General features: G+C 48.0%; 12 protein-coding genes. 1 reads left to right on the top strand and 11 read right to left on the bottom strand.

Translation table 11 applies throughout. The annotated features are described in order from the left end of the window. Window positions 1–8: 8 nt before the first annotated feature. From ON006_RS05960 to ON006_RS05910, 11 genes are all read right to left on the bottom strand, one after another. Window positions 9–1,532, bottom strand: coding sequence for a glycoside hydrolase family 43 protein (locus ON006_RS05960; RefSeq protein WP_244819662.1), 1,524 nt, complete (start codon window positions 1,530–1,532; stop codon window positions 9–11). 63 nt (window positions 1,533–1,595) lie between these two features. Then, window positions 1,596–2,117, bottom strand: coding sequence for a VOC family protein (locus tag ON006_RS05955; protein ID WP_244819395.1), 522 nt, complete (start codon window positions 2,115–2,117; stop codon window positions 1,596–1,598). 54 nt (window positions 2,118–2,171) lie between these two features. Then, window positions 2,172–3,860 (bottom strand): glycoside hydrolase family 43 protein, encoded by a 1,689-nt coding sequence (locus ON006_RS05950; RefSeq protein ID WP_244819396.1) that lies wholly within the window; start codon window positions 3,858–3,860, stop codon window positions 2,172–2,174. 29 nt (window positions 3,861–3,889) lie between these two features. Then, window positions 3,890–6,349, bottom strand: a complete 2,460-nt coding sequence (locus ON006_RS05945; RefSeq protein WP_244819397.1) for a glycoside hydrolase family 95 protein — start codon at window positions 6,347–6,349, stop codon at window positions 3,890–3,892. Window positions 6,350–6,395: 46 nt separating this feature from the next. After that, window positions 6,396–8,051, bottom strand: coding sequence for a sodium/sugar symporter (locus tag ON006_RS05940; RefSeq protein ID WP_244819398.1), 1,656 nt, complete (start codon window positions 8,049–8,051; stop codon window positions 6,396–6,398). Between the two features lie 129 nt (window positions 8,052–8,180). After that, window positions 8,181–8,414, bottom strand: coding sequence for a hypothetical protein (locus ON006_RS05935; RefSeq protein ID WP_244819399.1), 234 nt, complete (start codon window positions 8,412–8,414; stop codon window positions 8,181–8,183). 12 nt (window positions 8,415–8,426) lie between these two features. Beyond that, window positions 8,427–9,515 carry a Gfo/Idh/MocA family protein gene (locus tag ON006_RS05930; RefSeq protein WP_244819400.1) on the bottom strand — a complete coding sequence of 363 codons (1,089 nt, stop codon included), beginning with the start codon at window positions 9,513–9,515 and terminating at the stop codon, window positions 8,427–8,429. An 87-nt stretch (window positions 9,516–9,602) separates the two neighbouring features. Continuing rightward, window positions 9,603–10,652 (bottom strand): glycoside hydrolase family 43 protein, encoded by a 1,050-nt coding sequence (locus ON006_RS05925; RefSeq protein WP_244819401.1) that lies wholly within the window; start codon window positions 10,650–10,652, stop codon window positions 9,603–9,605. 11 nt (window positions 10,653–10,663) lie between these two features. Next, window positions 10,664–14,098 (bottom strand): VCBS repeat-containing protein, encoded by a 3,435-nt coding sequence (locus tag ON006_RS05920; protein WP_244819402.1) that lies wholly within the window; start codon window positions 14,096–14,098, stop codon window positions 10,664–10,666. 14 nt (window positions 14,099–14,112) lie between these two features. Further along, the gene (locus tag ON006_RS05915; protein ID WP_244819403.1) at window positions 14,113–15,654 is read right to left on the bottom strand and encodes a RagB/SusD family nutrient uptake outer membrane protein; all 1,542 of its coding nucleotides are present in this window, start codon (window positions 15,652–15,654) and stop codon (window positions 14,113–14,115) included. A 28-nt stretch (window positions 15,655–15,682) separates the two neighbouring features. After that, window positions 15,683–18,829 carry a SusC/RagA family TonB-linked outer membrane protein gene (locus tag ON006_RS05910; protein WP_244819404.1) on the bottom strand — a complete coding sequence of 1,049 codons (3,147 nt, stop codon included), beginning with the start codon at window positions 18,827–18,829 and terminating at the stop codon, window positions 15,683–15,685. A 282-nt stretch (window positions 18,830–19,111) separates the two neighbouring features. On the opposite strand from ON006_RS05910, the gene ON006_RS05905 reads away from it, so the two are divergent. Next, window positions 19,112–23,215 (top strand): hybrid sensor histidine kinase/response regulator transcription factor, encoded by a 4,104-nt coding sequence (locus ON006_RS05905; RefSeq protein ID WP_244819405.1) that lies wholly within the window; start codon window positions 19,112–19,114, stop codon window positions 23,213–23,215. Window positions 23,216–23,332: the final 117 nt, after the last annotated feature.

The following is a 23,332-nucleotide window of genomic DNA, read 5'->3' as shown; positions in this document are numbered from 1 at the left end:
TTTTAATTTTAATGGTCCTCAACATGGAAATAATCAAAATCTGCGTAGCCTCCGATGGTCTGGGTGGCATAATTGAATAGCGCGAAACGGTAGCCCATGAAATGCGGCAGCGTGTAGGCCATTTTTAGCGGTGAGCCGATTGGCATCCAGGACGTACCATTCAGGCTATAATAAAAATGGGCCGTATCTTTTTTATTGATAAAATCGCAATGCACTTTGAAGAACGCCTTATTACCTCCCAATGGCAGGGTTTGCACTTCCACGGCCGCTCCCGATTCGGCGCTGACCATGACAATGCTTGCGCTTTCCCTGCCTGCTTTCACACCTACCAGACCGTACTTTTTCTGCAAAAGCCCAATTCCTGCAAAATCGCCCGCTTTCATGTTGGAAACATCGATTGCCAAAGAGCCGGAAGATTCCGGCCCGAAAGTGCGCTGGGTAAGCGTATTCCGGGCCGTTACAAAGGATGTGTCTAGCCGCCCGGTTTTAAGCCGGAGGTAACCTTCACGTTCCGTCACAGACCATAGCGCATTGTCAGGATTGTGGTTCCACTGCCAGACCAGTGGCAATGCAGCCGCGCCTTTTTTGCGGGTGAAATCATCGGAGGTGACAATGCCAGGAATCAAACCTTTGCTGGCGGGCAAGTCCAAGGTTTCCGGTACTTTTCCATTGATCCCCAGAACTGGCCAGCCATCCTGCCAGCTCACAGAAACCAGGTAAGGAATCCGCCCCACTGCTCCATAATCGCGAAACAGGTACGAAAACCACTTACCGTCGGGCGTATCGATGAGCCCGCCCTGCGCCACGCCCATATCCGCCAGCCCGACACGCCCTTCATATGGGCCGGTGATGTTATCCGCCCGGTGAATGATGACAGTCCGCATGCCTCCGCGCGGCCAGGTAATGTTAAAAAGGTAGTATTTACCATTGACCTTAAAAAGTTGAGAGCCTTCTGCGGGAAGGCCAGGGCCCGAACCGGAAGGTGCACTGGCATTTTCAATGATCACCTGCTCGGTAGTGCCTGGCTTCACGCCCGAAACTTGCTCATTGAGCTCTACCAGCCTGATTTTGCCTGCTCCGTAAATCAGATATACACGGCCGTCGTCGTCGAAAAACAACGAATGGTCGTGATAGGAAGGCTTGAAAGACATGGTTTTCCACGGGCCATTCTCGATGTTTTTGGTAGTAAAAATGTATGTTTTCCCTGTCGTCTGTGCGAAGCTCGTCACATAATAAGTGCCTTTGTGATAGCGCAGGCTACTGGCCCACGAACCCCGGCCATAAGTACTTTTCCCGTTTATCAGATTGAGCTCATCCACATTGGCCAGCGTATCATAAGCGTAGCTGACCAGCTCCCAATTGACCAGATCTTTCGACTTCATGATCGGCACGCCAGGGCTCATGTGCATGGTGGTACTGCTCATATAATAGGTATCACCCACCCGGATCATAGCCGCGTCGGGCACGTCCGCAAAAATGATCGGATTGCGCGCGGTTTGTCCCTTCGAGACGAGCGGCGTCAAAAAGAGCATTAAAGCCAGCAAGCCGGGTTGGAGCAAATGCAGGTTCATGTCAGGTCAGCTATCAATGTGAGGTTATTCCATCGGACCAATCAACTCTATGAAGTTGCCGTCGGGATCCTGTACCAATACGAAGTGCTGATTTTGGTTCAACGCCGTCGGCGTGCTGCCCAGAAATTCGACTTTCTGCTGTTTCAGCCTTTCAATGATGGGTTTAAGCGCCTTTACATTAATGGTAATGTACTGCATTCCTGTATCGTCCTGAATGTATTTTGGGCGGCCGTGCGCCGTTTTTTTGCCGAAACTCATCAGCTTCCAATCGGTAGCTTCCGGGCTATTTTCGAGTTTGAGAATATTGACAGTAACGGCCACGCCATTGGTCAGCCCCGAGCGTTTTCCAAAATCTTCATTGATCGTAAAATTTCCGGTTTTGACCATGCCAATCCCGTTGACATAAAAATCCAGCGAACGCTCCATATCCGAGACCACGACCCCCACGCCGATTACTTTACTGGAAAAATTGGATTGCGCACACGTGGCGCTGCCGACTAAAACGGCAAAAAAGACCAAACAGAATGCGGATACTGACTTTTTCATATTTAAAAAATTGGTTATTGAATGCACGAGAGATACCATGCCGACAACTGGATTTTATTTCGAAATTTTTCCAAACATCGGATCATTGCCGCTGTATTTCAGATATTTAAAAGAGGCGGAGTTATCCGTTTTTTCTCCCGAAGAAGTCGCATACATCCCGAATAGACAGCCTATAAAACCGCCTGCTTCTTTGGTACTCAGGAATTTAGCATCCAGCTTGTCTTGGAGCAACTGCCAGGATGCGCCTTTGGAAAAATAAAAACTATAAGTCCCGCCTTCGGCTGCAATACGCAGCTTCACCGGTGAGGCTGCGCCTGCGAGTGGCATTTGAGTGAGTAATTGCATTTGCTGATCTTTTGGATTGCTTTTGTAAAGCTGGATTACCGGTTTGCCCTGATCGATTGATTTGCTGATCAGATAAAAATGATGCTCGTCCTGGAAAATGGCCAGACCTGCCTTTTCTTTTTCCGATTTAGCCGAAAATTCAAGCTCGGTTTCGGTTGTGCAATACAAATGCTGCTGGCGTTTACCAATAAAGGAGGGGTTACCCAATTCCATAATGGTTTCCGGTTTCAATTTAAGGGTGAGTCCGCTTTTCTTCGAAAGCGAAAACGAGCTACTGTCAATGGTTCGCATGAAGAGCAATGCCGGGTCCAGCGACTTTTCAAAAGTGAGCGTATACCCAAAGTTTCCAGCCTGCGGAAGCGCCCCTTGTTGCTTCACTTCACTAAATGCCGCCGTATAGCGATACTGAATTTCTTTGGTGTCCGGGTTGATAATGGGCCACTGGTCTTTCCAGGTCACCGGTGCGATGAAGGTTTCCCGGCCTGTGTTGTAGTAATCTCCTTCATAAGGTCTTACCGCCAGAAAAATAGCATAAGTTTTACCATCCGGGCCGTCCACAAACTGTGCGTGACCGGCTGAGGTGACAGGATCTTTCCGGTTTTCGGGCAATCCTCTTTGGGTCAAAATGGGATTGTTTTCATAGGCAACATAAGGGCCCCAAACGGATTTGCTGCGAAACACCACTTCCGTGTGATTAACGGAAGTGCCTCCTTCGGCAGCATAGAGATAGTACCAGCCAAACCGCTTCATAATATGCGGCGCCTCGATCCAGACCGGCTTTTTACTAAGGTCTACCCCGCCATTGACCAATTGTTTTTCTTCCCCGATCACTTTCAGCGTCACGGGATCGATTTCATAGATGCGGATTGTCCGGTGGCCGGAATACAAAGGTTTGCGATCCGGGGCATCGCTGTTATAGATGATATAGGCTTTGTTGTCCTCATCAAAAAAGAGCGACGGGTCAATGCCGCGAACCTGCGGCACTCGGACGGGATTGCTCCACGGCCCGGCCGGATTTTTGGCTGTGACCACAAAGTTGCCGTCATGATCAATGTCGGTACAGGTGACGTAGAAAGTACCATTGTGATAACTGATAGCAGGCGCAAAAAGGCCGCGTGTCAACTTTTCGCCCATAAAATCCATCTGCGACGGGCGGCTAATGACGTTTCCGATCTGCTTCCAGTTTTTCAAATCCTTGCTGTGGAATACCGGGATACCGGGAAAATAGGAAAAGGTAGAATTGACCAGATAATAGTCCTTCCCCACCTGCACCACACTCGGATCGGGATAAAACCCTGTCAGGATCGGGTTGACCAAAGTGGTCGTCTGCGCAGATGCCGCATAGCTGATGAGCAGCCAAAATGCAGTAAAAAAGGATTGTTTAAAATGCTTGTTCATTTTTTAAAATCTTGATCAGCTGGTAAAAGTTATTGAGCTAAAAACGTGTACACGCTGCCTGCTTTCGTAGGCAAATCATAAAGAAATGTCTCTTTCAAAGCTTGGAAAGTTTTTGTCGCTTTGGGAGAAATGATGGCGGCCGCCGTCTGCTGTGTCACGTAAAACGCGTTCGAATTTTCTCCAACAGCCGTTTTCAAGCTTGCATTTCCGGATGGCTTTAATGCATTCGGCACCCGCAAACGAAGATTTCCACCCAGCCGGGACTTAACGACCACCTTGCTCAGCTTGCCGGCATTCCATTGCATATCCACGATTTCAAAGCCGCCTAATGCAAGGATTCCGCCGATGCTGCCGTCTTTCCAAACGTCGGGTAAAGCAGGCAGCAAATGCACCGCTCCGTCTGCACTTTGCATCAGCATTTCTGTAATTCCGGAAGTACAGCCAAAATTTCCGTCGATCTGAAAGGGTGGGTGCGCATCGAAGAGGTTGTTATAGGTTCCGCCGCCTTCCTTATTGGTTCCCAGCGGGGAAAGCTGGTTTTGGATCAATATAAATGCGTGATTTCCGTCTTGGAGCCTGGCCCACCAGTTTACCTTCCAGCCCATGCTCCAACCTGTGGAGACGTCACCGCGCTGCATTAAAGTCGTTCGCGCAGCAGCGAAGAGCTCCGGCGTGCGGTAGGGCGATATTTGCACTGCCGGGAACAACCCGTACAAATGCGAAACGTGGCGGTGGTGATCATTTGGATCGTCGACATCATCGAGCCATTCCTGCAATTGTCCGTATTGGCCCACATGCATCGGAGGCAGCTGACTGCGTCTTTGTTTGAGGGTATCAATGAATGCACCGTCTTTTTTCAGAATTTGAGCCGCACGGATAGTAGTGCTGAAAATGTCGAATGCGATCTGGTTATCCATTGTTGTACCCGCGTCGAGCGAAGAGCCTTCGTGCGCAGCCGGGGCATTTTCGGGAGAGCTGCCGGGATTTGCCACCAGCCAATGGTATTTGGGATGTTCTACCAGAAAATCGACGTAGAAAGTGGCCGCACCTTTAAGTACCGGATATATTTTTGATAAAAAAGCCTTGTCGCCCGTGTAAAGGTAATGTTCCCAAAGGTGCTGGCTCGTCCAGGCGCCACCCGCAATCCACATGCCCCAGAATGCGCCGTCGATTGCGCCCGTTGCGCGCCAGATATCAGTATTGTGGTGGGCCATCCAGCCTCTTGCGCCGTACATATCCTTTGCAGTTTGCCGCCCGGTCTGGGAAAGCTCCTGCACCATTCTCAGAAAGGGTTCGTGCAGTTCCGAAAGATTGGTTTTTTCGGCCGGCCAGTAGTTCATCTGCGCATTGATATTGATGGTGTACTTGCTATCCCAGGGCGGGTTCATTTTGTTGTTCCAAACCCCTTGAAGATTAGCAGGCTGACTGCCCGGTTGCGAGCTCGAAATCAGCAGGTAACGACCATACTGATAATACAATGTGACCAACCCCGGATCATTTACGTTCCGGAAATTCTTTAACCGTTCGTCGGTCGGCAGATTAGCAGCCTCAGTGGTTCCCAGATCAAACTTAACCCGGTTGAAATATTTCTGATAAGCCGCGATGTGAGTTTTCAGGATCGAATCGTAAGACTTCGGATACGCTTTATTCAAATAAGAAGCTGCCAGCGCATTTGGATCGCCGCCCACATCGTGGTAGTTTTTGAAACTGGTTGCAATGGAAACAAATACGATGGCCGAATTGGCTTCCTGTACAACCAGCGAGGTATCATTTGCGGAGACATTGCCGCCCTGGGTTTTAATCCGGGTGATCACTTTAAACTTTATCACTCCCTTAACTCCTTCATGGTCAGAACCTGTGCCGGCAAGGATGAGCTCCCTGGCCGGTGTGGTCCCGATCTCCGGCTGCTTATGTAATGTGGAATAGGAGGCTGTAAAGGACAATTGCCCCGGCTTGTCGGCGGTCAGGTGCACCACCATCACCTGGTCCGGAAAAGATGCCAGCACTTCCCTGGTGAAGGTTACTCCGTTAACTTTATAGCTCGTCTTTACCACCGCCCGCTCAATGTCCAGCTCACGGTAATAATTTTCAAATTGATCATGTCCCTGGAATGCCAGATGCAATTCACCTGCGGGCTGGAACATTTGGCCGTGGGATTTTTTTGTAATAATGGCTTTGTTGGCCAGCTTTTCGGCTTCTTTTTGTTTTCCTTCAAAGATCAGTCGACGTATCTCCGGCAATGTGGCCAGCGCGTCGGGGTTGTCATTGCGGTTTGGGCCGCCCGACCACAGCGTACCTTCATTGAGCTGAATCCGCTCATCGGTCACATTGCCGTATACCATCCCTCCCAGCCTGCCATTACCGATCGGCAAGGCATTTTCCCAGATTTTACCGGAAGGTTGATTGTACCACAATTTCAAAGGCTGCTTTGCTTGACCAAAGCTAATGGTCGTTGCTGTCAGCAGCAGAAGGCAGAAAATTATTCGCATCCTATGTATTATCAAGTCGGTTAAAAATCGATGGTTGACCATTTGCTTACCAGAAAATGACGTAAATGAGTGCCAGCAAGCCGCAAAGTGCAGCTGCTCCTACCCGGAAAACCCTGTTAGTCTTGAACCACTCTGCTTGTACCAGAAGTGCTTTTTGATTGTCTTTGCCACGCGAAACAGCCAGACTGATCAAAACATGCGCCACGGTGCAAAGCCAGAAAACAATACCCATCCGGTTCAGAAATGGGATACCGGGCAACTGGAATTTAATGAGCGCCGACAGCGGAATGCTCAAAATCGCGGCCGCCAGTGCGCCTTGTGTAGCCGCCTTTTTCCAGAAAAATCCGAGCAAAAAGATCGAAAGGATACCCGGTGAAATAAAGCCGGTATATTCCTGAATATATTCAAAGCCTTGCCCGAAGTTTCTCAAAAACGGGCTGATCGCCAGCGCAATCACAAACGAGACTACGATAGCTACACGCCCCAGCAGTACCGTCCGCTTCTCATCCAGGTTTTTGTTAAAGAATTTCTTGTGAATATCGAGCATGTAAATGGTGGATATCGAATTGGCTTTCCCCGCCAGCGAGGCCACAATGGCGGCAGTGAGTGCAGCAAATGCCAGGCCTTTTAAGCCCACCGGCAAAATGTTGAGCAGTACCGGGTACGCATTGTCTGGTTTTACGATACCCCCGTCGGTGATCCCATTGACGATAGCCTGGTCGGCATTCTCCTGAAAAAGTACATAAGCCGCAAGTCCCGGCAGGACCACAATGAACGGCATCAGTATTTTGAGAAAAGCCGCGAAAAGTACCCCATTTCGGGCGGTTGCCAGATCGGCCCCGAGCGCGCGCTGGGTCATGTACTGGTTACAACCGAAATAGTTGAAATTGACAATCCATTGCCCTCCTATGACAAACATCATCAACCCCGGAAGTTGCTGATAAGCGTCTATGAATCCGCCCCGGCCGTCGTGTACCTGGTATTGACCGGGACTGAACATCAAATGCATGTGACTGTCCGCCTTTTGTTTGATCAGCGACAGTCCTTCGAAAACGCCCGCCCCCGTGCCCACTCTGTCGGACAACAGTTGTAGAGCAAGGTAGGTCGTGGCCAGTCCTCCAATCACCAGGCACACGACCTGGATAACGTCGGTATACCCGATCACTTTCATCCCTCCCAGGGTAATCAGGATCGCAAATATGGTCAGGAACACCGCGCAGGCCATGTAGTTGAAACCCGTCATTTTTTCCAGGCTCAATGCGCCCAGGTATATGATCGATGTCAGATTGACCAGAATGTACAAAAAGAGCCAGAAAACGGCCATGATGGTCGCCAGCCTCTTATCATAGCGCAATTCCAAAAACTGGGGCATGGTGTAAATGCCGTTGCGGATGTAGATCGGAAGGAAATACACCGCAATAACCACCAGCGACAAACCACCTACTAACTCATATACCGAAATAGCCAGACCCAATTGAAAGGCCTGCCCACTCATGCCAATGAATTGCTCAGCCGAGATGTTGGATGCGATAATCGATGAGCCAATGGCCCACCAGGTCAATGAACCTTCTGCCAGGAAAAAATCCTTGGAATCCGTGGTTTTGGAGCCTTTGTTGTGATAAACCCAAAAGCCATAACTGGCCACGACGACAAAGTATACTAAAAAGATCAGGTAATCGGGAGTTTCCAGTCCAAGCTTCATATTTGTTGAGATACTGATAATGTGTCAAATAGACACATTAGCATAGGCAATAGTATTAACTATTTTAGATAAAACAAAATTATTTCATGTCTTTTAATCGATTATTCGAGGACAATGAACTGTTTCAGATCAGTTGGATCGGTCCAGCAGAGCCAATCTGGTCCTGCATAACACCATTGCCCGTTCGGCATTACTTTCAAAAACAGGTTGTTCTGATTCAAACCGAAGCAACATATCGTAAAACGCAGGCAAGTTTCGCTGCTGACTTATCCAGCCCTCGATCATTTCCTGCGTCTGCCGGTCAGCCTTACCGACCATGTATACGGCCAAAGACGATTCGATCTGCGCTTTATCCATTTCCATCGGTTTGCCAGTTTAGATTTTGACTGTCTTACCCGAGGCCACGGATTTGTAAATCGCTTCTACCACGCGAATGTCCCGCAGTCCCTCCTCACCTGGCGCGATCAGGTCGGTGTTGTTGATGAGGGCCATACAATCTTCGTCCAATTGCTTGGCCTGCTGGCTTTTAATTGGAAAATTAATGATGGTACCATCCGACATGCTCCCTTTATTGCCGTTGTAGCCTGACTGTGGTTCCAGTTTTGCCCAACCTTTTTCGTAATTGACCTGCAGATAATTCATATTGATCCCAAAGCTCGTCTGGCATGCCGCACGTGCGCCACTGGGGAAGTCGAGCATAAACATCATGGTTTCCTCTACTTCCTTGTAAATCTCAGGACGGGTGGTCGACGCCTGCGCAAACACGCTGATCGGCTCCTCCCCCGTCGCCAGCCGTGCTCCCTGCAATGCATACACGCCCATATCGCCCATTACTCCGCCTCCAAGCGCTTTCTTTTGCTTCCAATGGTCTGTGCGGGCATCAAAATAGCCTGCGGCGCTGTTTACCATTTTAACTTTACCAAATTTTTGCTCTTTGGCCACTTTCATCACCGCCTGGATGTTCGGATCATGCTGGCAGCGGTAACCAATAGCCAGCTTTACCTTATTGCTTTTACAGGCGCTGATCATTGCCTCACAGTCGGCCACGGAGGGTGCCATGGGCTTTTCGCAGAACACATGCTTGCCCGCTTTTGCTGCGCGCACCACATACTCCCGGTGCATAGAAGGAGGTAACACCACATACACAATGTCGATATCCGGGTTATTGGCTATCTGGTCAAAATTCTGGTAGTTATAAATGTTCTTGTCCGGAATATTGTATTTCGCTTTCCAGGCCTCGGCTTTGGACGGTGTGCCGGTCACAATACCTGCCAAATAGCATTTTTCGGTTAATTGTAATGCCGGGGCAAGCAAATCAGTACTGTAATAACCCAGCCCGACCAGTGCGACACCCAGCTTATCCTTGGCAGGCAATGTTGAAGCTAAAAGCGAATTGCCGGAAAATAAAGTAGCAGCCCCGGCCAGGGTTAAAGTTGACAAAAACTCGCGTCTTTCTAAATTCATAACTGTTATAATGATGTTGACTTTGATAAAATATGATCCTTTATTTCCCGCGATATTCCGGGTCGCATTCACGACATTGCAGAAGGTTCAGGGGGTAATTGTTTTGATACTTCCGTCTTTTTCGCGGGCAAGTTCCCTTACTTTAATGTTTCTTAAATGTGTCTTGCCGGATAGCTCCACATCGTGGTAAAAGATGTACCATTTCCCTTTAAACTCAATGATGGAATGATGGGTAGTCCAGCCGGAAACAGGCTTCATGATCACGCCTTTGTAAGTAAAAGGTCCGTAAGGTGAGCTGCTGACCGCATAGGCAAGCAAATGCGTATCGCCTGTTGAGTAGGAAAAATAGTATTTGTCCCCAAACCTGTGCATCCACGCCCCTTCGAAGAAACGGCGGTCGGCATCTTTGGAAAGCAGTGGTTTACCTTTTTCGTCAAGAATGACAACGTTTTTAGGCGATTCATCAAACACCAGCATATTGTCCTTCATCCGGGCCACTTTTGCGGTGAGCGCAGGCTGGTTTTCATGCCCTTTTCCCAAATCTGTTTTCAGGCTTGCGTTGTATTTTCCGGTGTGCCAGCGTTGCAATTGCCCGCCCCAGATGCCCCCAAAATACATGTAAGCTTTTCCATCTTTATCCGTAAAAACCGCAGGATCGATGCTATAACTGCCCGGAATTGGGTTGGCCTCGGGTTTGAAAGGGCCGGTTGGTGATTTGCTGGTCGCAACGCCAATGCGAAAAACGTCCTTTTTATCCTTGACGGGAAAATAGAGATAGTAAGTGCCATTTTTAAAAGCCGCATCAGGCGCCCAAAGCTGCCGCGCTGCCCAGGGAATGTCTTTGACATCCAGCGCAACGCCATTGTCTTTCGCAGGGCCATTGATATTGTCCATTGAAAAAATATGGTAGTCACGCATGTTAAAATGCCCTCCCTCGTCATCCTGAGGCACATTTGATTCTACATCATGCGATGGATAAATGTAAATCTTGCCGTTGAAAACATGCGCGGAAGGATCAGCCGTATACATATCCTTGATCAGCGGCTTAGGTTTTGCGCTACCGGATTGGCCCGCCGCGTTTTCGGATGTGCCATAAAAAATGCTCAGAATGATCGCTACTAGGTAATTTAATCTCATGAATCAGATAGTTATTTAAAATTGACAGTGTTCAGTTTATGAATTTGAATCGGCCCGGAATTGATAGCGGTCAGCAGCCATTTCTCATGATTCCTGCCTTTGAAAAAAGTGCTTTTCCGGGCGTCTCCGTGGATCATTAACCCACTTTCCGAGCATCCGGCAGGTTTGAAGTCTCCTTTGCCGTTTCCCAGCAGCAGCACTCCGATCGACGCATCCTGCCTGCCCATATTGACCTCATTGGGATAAAAATTGCCAGTCAGTACCACATCTTCATGGCCGTCTGCATTCACATCGCCGGTCACAATCCCAAATACCGGTGACTTCTGGGCTTCAACCGGCAGTGCATGGATTTTGAAAGTTCCGTTGCCGGTGTTTTCAATGTAGGCGCTTTGCAGGTATGTCGCTTCGGTGCTGTACGCGTCTTTGACTTCGTCGCTAGTAAGCAGTTCGTCGAAAGTAACCTTTGCATAATCAGCGTAATGCGGGAATTTTCTGCGAAACTGGATCACCTGCTGGTTCAATGCGTCGCGGGGCACGCTGGGGTAGCGCTTGCCCTGAATAAAATAGCCCATTAAAGGGTCGAAAGTGCCATCCCCATTGAAATCCTTCGCTACCATTTTGATCGGCTCTTTTTCAGATGCGCGGTAAAAAGTGTTCAACCCCTCATTACCGGCAATGAAATCAATGTCGCCGTCGCGATCAAAATCACTGGCAGCCAGACTGTTCCACCAGCCCGTATACTGATTTAAGCCGTTTGGGGCTGTTTGCGGTTTTAATGATTTGCCTTTTTTATTTTCAAAAATCCTGATAGGCATCCATTCCCCTGCAAGCACGAGATCATCAAAACCGTCCTGATTGGTATCAGCCCATAAAGCACTGCAAATCATGCCAATATCGAGTAGCTCCGGGCAAAATTCCGAGGTTACATTGGTGAAATGCGGCTGGCCCGTTTTGGAATCGTTTCTCAGCAGATAACTGCTGGCTGGCAACGGATATTTACCCGGAGTACTGCGGCCCCCAATGAAAATATCCAGGTCGCCATCTTTGTCAAAATCGTCGGTTACAATGCAGGAGCTGCTTAATGAGAGTTCTGGGAATGCAGTAGAGGGTGCGGGCTGGAAGTTTCCGGTACCATTGTTTAAATACAATTGAACTCTGTAAAATGCCTTCTCAGTCGCAGGAAGCTCATTTCCTCCATTTGTTATCAGCAAGTCCAGGTCTCCGTCTTGATCTGCATCCATGAAAACAGCGGCGGTATTTTCATGTAGTGAATCCTGAGAAACAATGCGTTTTTCAAAATACCCATCAGCCTTTTGCACGAAAATAGTAGGCTTGCCAGCCCGGTAACTTCCTCCGGCAAAAATATCTTCCAAACCATCGCCGTTCACATCGCCAGTCGCCATCGCAAAGCCACTTCTGGACAGCATCTTGTGCATGGTAGCCGTCTGCTTGAAATCAACGAAATTGGCCTCAGTATGCTTGAAGTCAAGGTTTAGATGATTGGTGATATCCGTAAAATAGGATTGTTGGGGTTTTGGCAAACCAAGCGCTTCTGGATCCATCGCATTTTTCTGGCTCAAAACGAGCCGTTTGTTTGCCGTGATGTTGTAAAGTTTTTGAGATTTCCCTCCCGGCCAGACTACTTCCAGACTATCGATCTGCTTTTTATCCCCAATGCCAAAATGCAGTACCGGATCCACAGACGACTGGAATCCTCTCACGACATTCAATTCAGCATATTGCGGATCTTTACCAGTCCAAATCGTCACCTTACTGCCAATTCCGGAAAGGTTACCTTTTGCTCCCTCCAATGCAATGCTGAGAAAATTTGAGTTTCGTTTCTCCCGGCTATTGTTCTGATAAACAAATGCTTCTGAATCGATATTGTTCACAACCAAATCCAGATCACCATCGCCGTCGAGGTCTGCATAAGCAGCACCATTGGAATAAGAAAGCTCATCGAGTCCCCAATCTTTGGAGGCATTTGAAAAAGTAAGATTGCCGGTATTTTGGTAGGCATAATTCGCGATCTGCACCTCGGGCACCTTTTTGATGAGCTCCAATGCATTTTGCTGCTTGAAATCGTTGGTACCAAAATTGGAAAAATCTTCCTTGAACTGGATAAAATCGCGATCGGTCACATCACGACGGTAGCCATTGGTGATGAAAATGTCCTTTTGTCCATCATTATCGAAATCGGCAATCAATGGTGCCCAGCTCCAATCCGTTTTCGCAACACCCGCCAGCAAACCGATCTCACTAAACATAGGTACCGGGCCCTGCCTTCCGCTGGGAGCAGCACCGAGATTTAACTGCAACATATTCCGCATGTATTGTAGCTGGTAACCATATTGAGCTGAAATACTCATTTCCTTGCGGTCATAGTCCTGGCCGGCGAGCATTTTTTTTTGACGAAAATTATCCTCCGGAAGCATATCTAGCTGGAAAATATCCGGGTAAGCATCATTGTTGATATCGGCCACGTCCAGCCCCATGCCGTATAAGCTGGTGTGTGAGGTTGCTTGCCGGATGACATTATTGAAAGCAGGTACCCCCGCATTTTTAAAACCATTATTAAGATAAAGTATGTCGCTGCTGATGAAGTCATTGGAACAATAAATATCCGGGTAACCGTCTCTATTCAAGTCACTTATCGCCAGCCCGAGTCCAAGGCCTTCGTATCGAACGCCTGCTTCTTTTGAAATATTGGTAAAAACCGGAATCCCATTTTCCCCAGTCCCTTCGTTGCGGTAGAGCTTGCCGGTACTCGGATAGGAGCCGTCATTGTAAGTTTGGCGCAGGTAATTTGGATTTTGAAGATCAGGCGCTGAATTGAGCATGTACGCATCCAGGTCACCGTCCAGATCGGCATCGAAGAAGGCGGTTTGAACGGTGAACGATGCCTCATTCAAACCATACGCTTTTGCCATTTCCTTAAACTTCGGCTGTTTATTCGCACCTAAACCCTGGTTTACAAAAAGTAAGTTTTCCGAGGCAGCAGGATCAGCAGGCGAGCTCATTTTGGGATGCCGGGCAGCACTTACGTAAATATCCAGCAAACCATCCTGATTAATATCAATCATTGAAATACCTGTGCACCAGCGCGTTGTTTTCACACCGGCTGCTTCTGTAATGTCTTCAAATGCCCATTTTTTCGAAAGCGTGTCAATTTTACTGAGGTATAACCGGCAACTCACCTGATTTCCACCGAAGAAAATATCAGGCTTACCGTCATTATTCACATCCCCTATCCCCACGCCCCCACCATTGTAAAAATTAGTGAATGTGAATGGGTTAATGGAATCATTAGGATTTAATGCATTGGAAAAAGTAATACCTGTTTCTTGTGAATCGTGGGAAATAAAAAGGGTCTCCTGCTTCTTTTTGCAAGAAAGAAGCAGGAGGAAAAAGATTAATGAATAAACTGAAAACGAAATTTTTTGCATGAATTTAAATACTCTTAATACCCCGGATTCTGATCCGTCGGCTCGATTTTGGCGTTGTTGTCTACTTCCTGCTGGGGGATCGGCAGTAATTCGATCTTGTTGGCCTGGAAATAAGTCAATGGTTCCGCTTTGAGCTTACCCAACTTCCGCCATCTCAAAATATCGCGGTTCCGGATCTGTTCGCCGTTTTGCTCCACGCGTCTCTCATGTACGATTGCCGCGAAGACCTGGTCTTTGGTCGATACCGGGAATTTTGCGGTTGGGTATGCAGGCATACTTACGCTTTTACGGGCGCGGATCATGTTCAGGTATTTGACGGCATCGGCAATGTTTCCCGCTTCATTTTCTACTTCGGCAAGCGAGAGGATCGTTTCCGCAAACCGCATAATGCGCTGATTGATAGCTCCGGTCAAAAACGATTCGTTCATTTTATACATAAGCGAATATTTCTGCCAGCTTACTTTCTGGGTTACCCCGTCTACCACCGATGAATTCCCGTTTTGTTGTCCGTCCGTCAGCGTATTGGCACCCTTGTTGTATTTTTCACCTGTAAAATAGAAGCAGTCGTCGTATCGCGGGTCTGTCTTGGCATCGCCTTTCGTTGCTTTTTCAAACTCCGCAAGCAAGCTGTTTGAAGGGATCAGGTTCCGCCATCCAATGGCCGAATATTCCTGGGTACGAACCGTTTCGGTACCGGCAGTGGCGCCGTTTCCGTCTCCGTCCCAGTTATAAACACCGCCCGATGGGAAGAAATTGACCTCAAAAATAGACTCTTTGTTAAACTCCGTTTCTTCCAGGAAGTTGTCGTTGTAGTTATCGACCAGGGCATATACCCCGGAATTGTACACTTTCAGCAGCTCGGTTTTTGCACTGGCATAGTCGCCTTTTTGCATATGAACCCTTGCGAGCAACATTTGCGCAGCACCTTTGGTAACACGTCCCTGATTAGCGGCGTCGTAAGTAGCTGGCAGATCGGCCTGGATCGCCTGCAGTTCCCCGATGACGTAGGCGTAAACCTCCTCAGCCGGAGACCTGGGCAGGCTACCATCGACTGTCAATACATAATTTTTGTAAAGCGGCACGGCCCCCCAAAGGCTAACGAGTTCATAATAAGCATAGGCTCTCAAAAACCGGGCTTCTCCCAGCAACCTCTTTTTGTCGGCATCGGCAAGGTCCGTCACTTTTTCGGAATTGTCCACCACCGCATTGGCGCGGTGGATCATCCGGTAGTAAGCAAGCCATACCGTACCCATGACCGAGTTTCCGGTATCATGCGTGCCGAGCAGCAACTGGTTGCGCGGTGTTTCCAGCTGGCCTCCGCCTGCCGACACATCGTCGCTACGCAGGTCGTGCAGGAAAAACCATTCCCTGGCAACCAGGTTATTGGATTTCAGCATCGAATAGGCGCTTGTTACGCCACTGCTAAGCTCCGAGCCGTTCTTATAGTAACCTTCCACGGTCACGCCATTAGGGTTCGTTTTTTCAAGGGTATCATCGTTACAGGCAAATACGATCCCGAACAATAGGGCATAAATAGTAATCAGTCTCTTTTTCATTTCAGTTTCTTTGATAAAAGATTCAATGTCAAAATCCTACACTTAAACCCACTTGCAAGGTCATGGGCTGTGGATACATCCCATAGTCGATCCCATTGATCAGCTGTGTTCCCGAATCGGTAGAGGATCCGTTCACCCCGATTTCAGGGTCCAGCCCCGAGTACTTCGTGAAAGTCAGCAGGTTGGTCGCCGATATGTAAAACCGTGCTTTTGTGATCGTTTCCTTGGTCAATGCAGAAAGGATCGTCGTTGGAATTGTGTAGCCAATGCTGATATTTTTGATCCGCATGTAAGATCCGCTTTCGATGAAACGGTCGCTCGAACGGCTGTTGTTGTTAGGATCGCCGCTTATTGCCCTTGGCACGTCTGTGTCGGTATTACTTGGGGTCCATGCGTTGAGCACGTCAGTACCAGCGTTGAAGAGTCTGAGCATACCTTGCTCGATCACTTTGGTTCCGTTGTAGATCTTATTGCCCTGAACGCCCTGCAGATACAATGTAAAATCGAAGCCTTTATAGTTTCCTCCCAAATTGGCACCATAACTGAACTTTGGAATAAAGCTGCCGTTGTAGGCCCGGTCGGAAGCATCGATTTTACCATCTTTGTTCAAATCCTTGAACCTGATATCTCCCGGCGCAGCCTGATCCTGATACTTGGTTTTGTCGTCACCGTCGAGTGCATTGGCGGCACTGATCTCGGCCTGGTTCTGGAAAATACCGTCTACCTGCCATCCGAAAAAGGATTGGATCGGGTGTCCCGCTTCGGTTTTGGTAATATCAAAACCTCCGAAATCCGAATTAGCACCTGAGAACAGCGTAGCGCTTGGCGTAGCAAGGCTTAACACTTTGTTTCTGGTGATGTCCAGATTGGCGGAAGCATTCCACTTGAAATCGCCATCGTTTTTGCTGTAACCCAATTGAAATTCATATCCCCAGTTTTTCATGCTTCCAATGTTAGACAAAGGTGAGGATGAGTAACCCACAGAATTAGGGATCGGTACCTGAAGTAATAGTCCGTCGGTATTCCGCTTGTAGGTTTCGGCCGTGAACGTGACGCTGTTATTAAATAACGCCAGGTCAATCCCGAGGTTGGTCATGGTGGTGCTTTCCCATTTCAGCTGCGTGTTGGCCAGAGAACTGAAATAGGAGCCAAGTACCTTGTTTCCGCCAAATACGTAATTGCTGTTGTCGGCCGAAACCAGTGACTGCCACGCATAACTACCGATCCCGTTGAAACCAGTCTGTCCGTAGCTGGCCCGGATTTTCAGTTCAGAGATCTGTGGAACAGATTTCAGGAATTCCTCTTCGCTAATACGCCATCCCAATGACAAGGACGGGAATGTACCCCATTTGTTTCCTGGCGCAAAGCGGGAAGAGCCGTCGCGGCGGATGGAGCCGCTCAGCAGATATTTTCCTGCATATTCGTAGTTCAGACGTCCTACATAGGAAATCAGCGAGCTTTCGTCCAGTGAGCTGTTAGCGCTCGGGTTGGATACGCCCTGTAACTCATCAATGTCATTATTAGGCCTGTATCCGGACCCGTTCAACGTATTGGCGCGGAAAGTTTGCTTGTCCACAATCGCAGTCACATTGAGCAGGTGCTTGCCAAAAGTCTTTTCAAAAGTCAGCTGATTGGTCAGTACCGGCGAGAAGTAGGTGGTGCGGCTGTCGCGGATCTCATACTGGGTGCGCGATTTGAAACCATCATTATAAATAGGGAACTGATTGGTCGTAGTGGCCGAAACTATATCCGCGCCAAAACTGAAACGGTATTTCAGGAAGCTGGTAATTTTCACCTCGGCAAAAATAGAACCCAGTAATTTCAAACGTTGATTTCGGGTAACATCCATCAGCGCAATACGGACCGGGTTATCAGGATCACTGCCGTCGGCTGCTGTCGGGGAGCTGTAACCACCCGGTCTGGTTGGGTCGGTAACAGGCCAGTAAGGCAGGTTCCGAATCATCTGCATTACTGCCGTGCGGCCTCCGCCAAAACCTTGTTCTCCCCTAGATTTGTCGTAAGAAACAGTTAAAGTCTGGCCAATGCTGAGGAATTTAGCAACCTGGTGGTCGGAATTGAGGCGAACATTTGCGCGTTTGTAGTTGGTCCCGATCATAATCCCTTCCTGGTCGAAATAGCCGGCGGAAGTAAAGAACCGGGAAACACTATTACCCCCGGAAACAGAGATCTGATGCTGCTGGATCGGCGCGTTGCGGAACATCACGTCCTGCCAGTTGGTATGTGTTTGTGCGAAAGTATGCGTAGCCCCCTGATAAACAGGCTGGTTCAGGTCAGAAAGTCTACCCGGCATGGCAATACCGGCATTTCCAAGCAATGCAGTTGCATATTGAATATATTGATCCGTATTAAGGACATCGAGTTTTTTCCAGGCGGATTGTGTACCAAAATAGGTATCCAGGTTCACATGCAGCTTACCGTCTTTGGATCCCTTTTTGGTTGTGATAATGATCACACCATTGGATGCTCTCGAACCGTAAATCGCTGCCGAGCTGGCATCCTTCAATACTTCCAGTGATTCAATGTCCTTAGGATCCAGATTGTTCAGATCGCCAGCCGGAATACCATCGATCACATAAAGCGGCCCGGAGGCGTAGTTGATCGAACCGATACCTCGTATACGTACAATCGGGGTTTGCCCGGGGCTACCATTATTGACAACTCGAACACCGGGTACACGTCCCTGCAAAGCCTGCTCCGCACTGATGACAGGCAATGCGGTGAGCTCCTTGGGCGAGACCGAAGAAACGGCCCCGGTGAGCGAGGATTTCTTCTGGGTACCATAGCCGATGACGACTATTTCTTCCAAAGCCTGGTTTTCAGCGGCCAGCGCAACATCAATCCTGGTTTTTGCCCCTACGATGATTTCCTGCTTTTTATAACCTATAAAGCTAAACACGAGCACACTGCTTTCAGAAGGAACACTGAGCGAATACTCACCTTTGGTATCCGTGGTTGTCCCTATGCTGCTCCCTTTTAAGGTGACATTCACACCCGGCAAAACTTCTCCGTTATCAGCGGACACTTTCCCGATTACCTGCTGGTCCGCCCTTTTGGCGGCATACACAGCCTGTATTGACAGCACCAGCACCAAGCCGAACGACCAGTTCAACCATCTTTCCCTAAAAAGAGAAAGTACTTGTAGACAATTCTTCATAGATTAATAGTTAAATGTTAAAAAGACACTTATTGAACGACACAAAAAAACCCATAGATATTTCAGCTATTATTGTCAAAATGACAATATATTTTGCGACTGCGATGCTTCTGTATATGAAGACAGATACCCATCATTTTTCCGATAATATTTTTAACTAATCGCCGAACAAATGTAGGTCAACCAAGGAGTTTGAAGTGAGAACATTTGTAAAAACTAATGTGACAAATGTTCAAAATACGCCTATTTCATAAAAAATTAAGTATAAAATTGGACAGTGCCATGCCAATCCCTCCAAAAAGAATAGTTTCGGTCCTGATCATGCTGCTGATATTCTGGAGCTGTTCTTTCAGCCCGATCAGCGCCAAAGATGACCTGCTTAAGTTCACCTCGCTCACCTCAATGGATGGCTTATCGTCCAACACAGTGCATGCGATCCTGAAAGACCGTTACGGCTTGCTGTGGTTTGGTACCGACGATGGGCTCAACAAATATGATGGGACCGATTTCACCGTTTACCGACACGACCAGGCAGATCCGGCCAGTTTACGATCCAACGATATTTCCGCACTTCATGAAGACCGATTGGGCCAGATCTGGGTAGGGACCGTTCAGGGCTCTTTGCATTTATATGACCGCCACGCAGATCGCTTCATTCCCATTAATGCCAATGAAATCGTTTCAGCCATAACCAGTGACCACAAAGGTGAAATATGGGTGGCAACCAATTTGGGGCTGCTTACCGTGAATCCGGTAACGCACAAGGTAACCCGGTTCAATGAGCGCCCGGGTATTGCAGCCCAGATTACAAACGGACAAATTCTGAGTTTGTTCCAAGACTCCGGGAAGCAAATGTGGATTGGCACAGAGACCGGGTTATACCGATTTGATTTCAGGACAAATCGCTTTTTGCCTGTCAGCTACGAGCATGGCTTGGACGGGGCAAGTAGCAGCCCGGTGAAAGCGATTACAGCTGACAAGCTCGGTAACATTTGGATAGGGACATTTAATGGCCTATACAAGCTTAGCGCAGATGGAAAGCTACTACAAACTTACCGATATCAGGTAAACAATCAGAAAACAATCAGCAGTAATATGATTTATGCGATTGCCGCAGAAAATCATCAAACGCTCTGGATCTGTACAGACGGTGGACTGAACCTGATGGATATCAGCAGCGGAAACGTGACCAGGTATGCTCCTGACGCTCGAACCCCTTTCAGCCTCACAAACAAATCAGTTCGTAGTATTCTCATCGACAAGCAGGGCATTTTTTGGTTGGGTACTTATAAAGGTGGGATCAATAAGTATGACAAAAACTTTACGATTTTCGGCCTCTACCGCTCAGATCCGCATGATCCATATAGTTTAAGTGCTCCATTTGTGACGTCATTTGCAGAAAAAAAGGATGGCGACGTTTTTGTGGGCACGGACGGTGGCGGGTTGAACCTCTATCACCGGCAAACAAACCTTTTTACTAAAATCCCTATTTATCCCAAAAACAAACTAGCCTCTTCTGGTCTGGCGATCATGTCGCTGGAAATGTCCTCTGCTGACCGGCTGTGGATCGGAACGTTTCAGGACGGACTTTTCGCACTCAATCCAACGAACGGTCATTATCAGCAGTTTACACAAGGCGAATCTGCATCTTCGTTGACCAACAATGATATTTTCTGTATGACAACCGACACGCAGGGCAGGCTGTGGATCGGAACAAACGGAGGCGGAGTCAATCTGTACGACCCGCGCACGCAACACTTTTCAAGGTATTTCGATCCGACCATTCCTCTCTATGAGCGTGAGATTCCGCTCAACGGTTATATCAGGGCTATTCATCAGGATAAGCGCGGTAACATTTGGATCGCCTCGCATGGTACTGGTTTGGCCATCTATAATCCCGAACGAAAAAAATCAATTCTGCTTGATAAACGAAGCAGCAACCTGCCGAGCAGTGTTGTGCTTTCTATTCATGAGGATAGCAAAGGCAATATCTGGATCGGCACCGGTGGTGAAGGACTGGCCTTGTTTAATGAAAAAACCCGCAGGTTTTCAGTCTTCGCCCACAAGGAAGGCCTTGCTAACGGTGTAGTCCATAAGATTCTCGAAGATGCTCAGGGCCGCATCTGGGTCAGTACCAACCAGGGTGTCAGTTATTTTGATCCTGCCACCAAAAGCTTTGTCAACTATACGCAGCACAATGGCCTTCAAAACTATACTTTTGTCCTGGGCGCGGGTATCCGTACACAGGACAATTTGTTATTTTTTGGAGGGATTCAGGGTTTCAATTACCTGGACACTCGCATGCTCAGACAGAATAATAATGATATACCTGTCATTTTAAAGGAATTAAGAGCTGGTAATAAAATCATAACCCCCTCTGATTCTTTGATTATCGGCGAACACATCTCCATTGCAAAATCCATTCGCCTGGAATACAAACAGAATTTTTCCATCTCTTATGCGGCGCTCAACTATTCTGATCCGCTGCAAACAGTGTTTCGCTATCGTCTGGAAGGTTTGGATGGTGAATGGCACCAGGCTGGCTTTTCCAAAACCGCCAGCTATACCAACCTGAGTCCCGGCACCTACACCTTCAAAGTCCAGGCCAGAAACTATAAAGGGGTCTGGAACGAGCCGGGTACGAGGATTCAAATTGTGGTTACACCACCATTTTATATGACGCCCTATGCCTACTTTTCCTATTTCGTGGTCTTTTTTGGCTTGCTGTTTCTAAGCAGGCACAAGGGTATTCAACGGCTTAAAAATAAATTCAGACAAGAGCAGCACGATCGGGAAATAGAGCGCCAGAGGGAAGTGGATGAAATGAAGATCAAATTCCTTACCAATTTAAGCCATGAGCTCAGAACACCCATTTCGTTGATCCTTGCGCCGCTGGATCAACTGCTGAACAGAACAGCAGTTGACAAAACCCAATATGTGGAAGGAATCAAGCGCAATGCAAAGCGCCTGCTCAATCTGGTAGACCAATTGCTGGATTTCAAAAGTCTGCAGGAACAAGAATCGAAACTCGACAGCCACCGTGGGGAAATCGTCTCCTTCCTGAGGGAAACGGCGGAATCCTTCCGCTATCTATCTCAAACCAATGGCATTGAATTCATAATCGACTGCCAGATTGATCGCCTTTACATGGAATTTGATGCAAATAAGATCGAGCGGGTCATCCTGAATTTGCTTTCCAATGCCTTTAAGCATACACCCAAAGAAGGCCGGATAATGCTCTCCATCTTTAAAGCCGAAGACACTGATGCAAAGCAGTGCCTTAACATACAAATATCGGATACCGGCATTGGAATTCCTTCTGACAAATATGAGCTCATATTCGAACGTTTTTTCCAGCATGATTCCCCCCCTGCTATGTTGAACCAGGGAAGCGGGATCGGTCTTTCGATAGTAAAAGAATTCGTTCAGATGCATAAAGGGCACATCCGTGTGGCGAGCCAGCCAGGCCATGGAAGCATATTTACTGTGTGTCTTCCATATAACAGCATGGAAGCGACCATACCTTTGGCTACGCCTCTGCCTGCCAACGTTATCGAATCCTCTGAATCCACAGCAGACCAGGCATCACTTCCTGCTTTGCAAGCGCAAACTAATGGCTCGGCGGACATTCTTGTCATCGAAGACAATGAGGAATTCCGGTCCTATCTTAAAGAGAACCTGCAAACCTTCTACCGGGTTATTGAAGCTTCAAACGGAGCTGAGGGCTGGCAAAAAGCGCTCAGTCAACACCCTGAAATAGTCATCAGCGATATCACCATGCCCGAAATGGATGGGATCACCCTTAGTCAAAAAATCAAGTCTGACAAGCGTACTGCTCACATACCGGTGATATTGCTGACCGCATCGACGGGCGAGGAACAGGAACTTCGCGGCCTGAATTCAGGCGCCAATGACTATCTGACCAAGCCCTTCAATTTTGACATTGTCAAAGCCAAAATCAATAATCTGCTCTTGCTGAGCCGACTGCTGAAAAGTACATACACCCGTCATATCGATGTCACCCGGCCCGAGCCGCAGGTGTTGTCAGGAAACCAGAAGTTGCTGACCAATATCCTGGCCTATATCGACCAAAATCTCGATAACAGCCCGCAACTCGGGGTTGAAAAGCTAAGTAAGCAGCTGGGCATGAGCCGGGGAACCCTGTATAACAAGTTATTAGAGATCACCGGGCAGACCCCAGTCGAGTTTATCAGGACCATCAAACTGGAAAAGGCCGCCATCCTATTGGAAAAAAGTGATTTGAATGTCTCCCAGATCTGCTATTCGGCAGGATTTGCTACGCCCAACTATTTTGCTAAATCGTTTAAGGCAAAATTCAACATGCTTCCCTCGGAATACATGAATGCCAAACGTAAATCCGGCTAAGACATGCATTGGCCTCACTTCAAAATCTTGCATGCATCACAGTAAAATTGAAATTATACTACTATTAAAAAATAAAATACGGCATGGTTTTTTATAAGAAGATTTAAAATCCACCGC

It is taken from the genome of Dyadobacter pollutisoli, from assembly GCF_026625565.1.
Classification (GTDB): domain Bacteria; phylum Bacteroidota; class Bacteroidia; order Cytophagales; family Spirosomataceae; genus Dyadobacter; species Dyadobacter pollutisoli.
This window is presented reverse-complemented; position numbering and strand designations above follow the sequence as displayed.

Bases quoted from the DNA above. Each gene is read 5' to 3' on its own strand.
- ON006_RS05960 (WP_244819662.1), bottom strand. From the start codon at position 1,532: ATGCTCTTTTTGACGCCGCTCGTCTCGAAGGGACAAACCGCGCGCAAT.
- ON006_RS05955 (WP_244819395.1), bottom strand. From the start codon at position 2,117: ATGAAAAAGTCAGTATCCGCATTCTGTTTGGTCTTTTTTGCCGTTTTA.
- ON006_RS05950 (WP_244819396.1), bottom strand. From the start codon at position 3,860: ATGAACAAGCATTTTAAACAATCCTTTTTTACTGCATTTTGGCTGCTC.
- ON006_RS05945 (WP_244819397.1), bottom strand. From the start codon at position 6,349: ATGCGAATAATTTTCTGCCTTCTGCTGCTGACAGCAACGACCATTAGC.
- ON006_RS05940 (WP_244819398.1), bottom strand. From the start codon at position 8,051: ATGAAGCTTGGACTGGAAACTCCCGATTACCTGATCTTTTTAGTATAC.
- ON006_RS05935 (WP_244819399.1), bottom strand. From the start codon at position 8,414: ATGGAAATGGATAAAGCGCAGATCGAATCGTCTTTGGCCGTATACATG.
- ON006_RS05930 (WP_244819400.1), bottom strand. From the start codon at position 9,515: ATGAATTTAGAAAGACGCGAGTTTTTGTCAACTTTAACCCTGGCCGGG.
- ON006_RS05925 (WP_244819401.1), bottom strand. From the start codon at position 10,652: ATGAGATTAAATTACCTAGTAGCGATCATTCTGAGCATTTTTTATGGC.
- ON006_RS05920 (WP_244819402.1), bottom strand. From the start codon at position 14,098: ATGCAAAAAATTTCGTTTTCAGTTTATTCATTAATCTTTTTCCTCCTG.
- ON006_RS05915 (WP_244819403.1), bottom strand. From the start codon at position 15,654: ATGAAAAAGAGACTGATTACTATTTATGCCCTATTGTTCGGGATCGTA.
- ON006_RS05910 (WP_244819404.1), bottom strand. From the start codon at position 18,829: ATGAAGAATTGTCTACAAGTACTTTCTCTTTTTAGGGAAAGATGGTTG.
- ON006_RS05905 (WP_244819405.1), top strand. From the start codon at position 19,112: ATGCCAATCCCTCCAAAAAGAATAGTTTCGGTCCTGATCATGCTGCTG.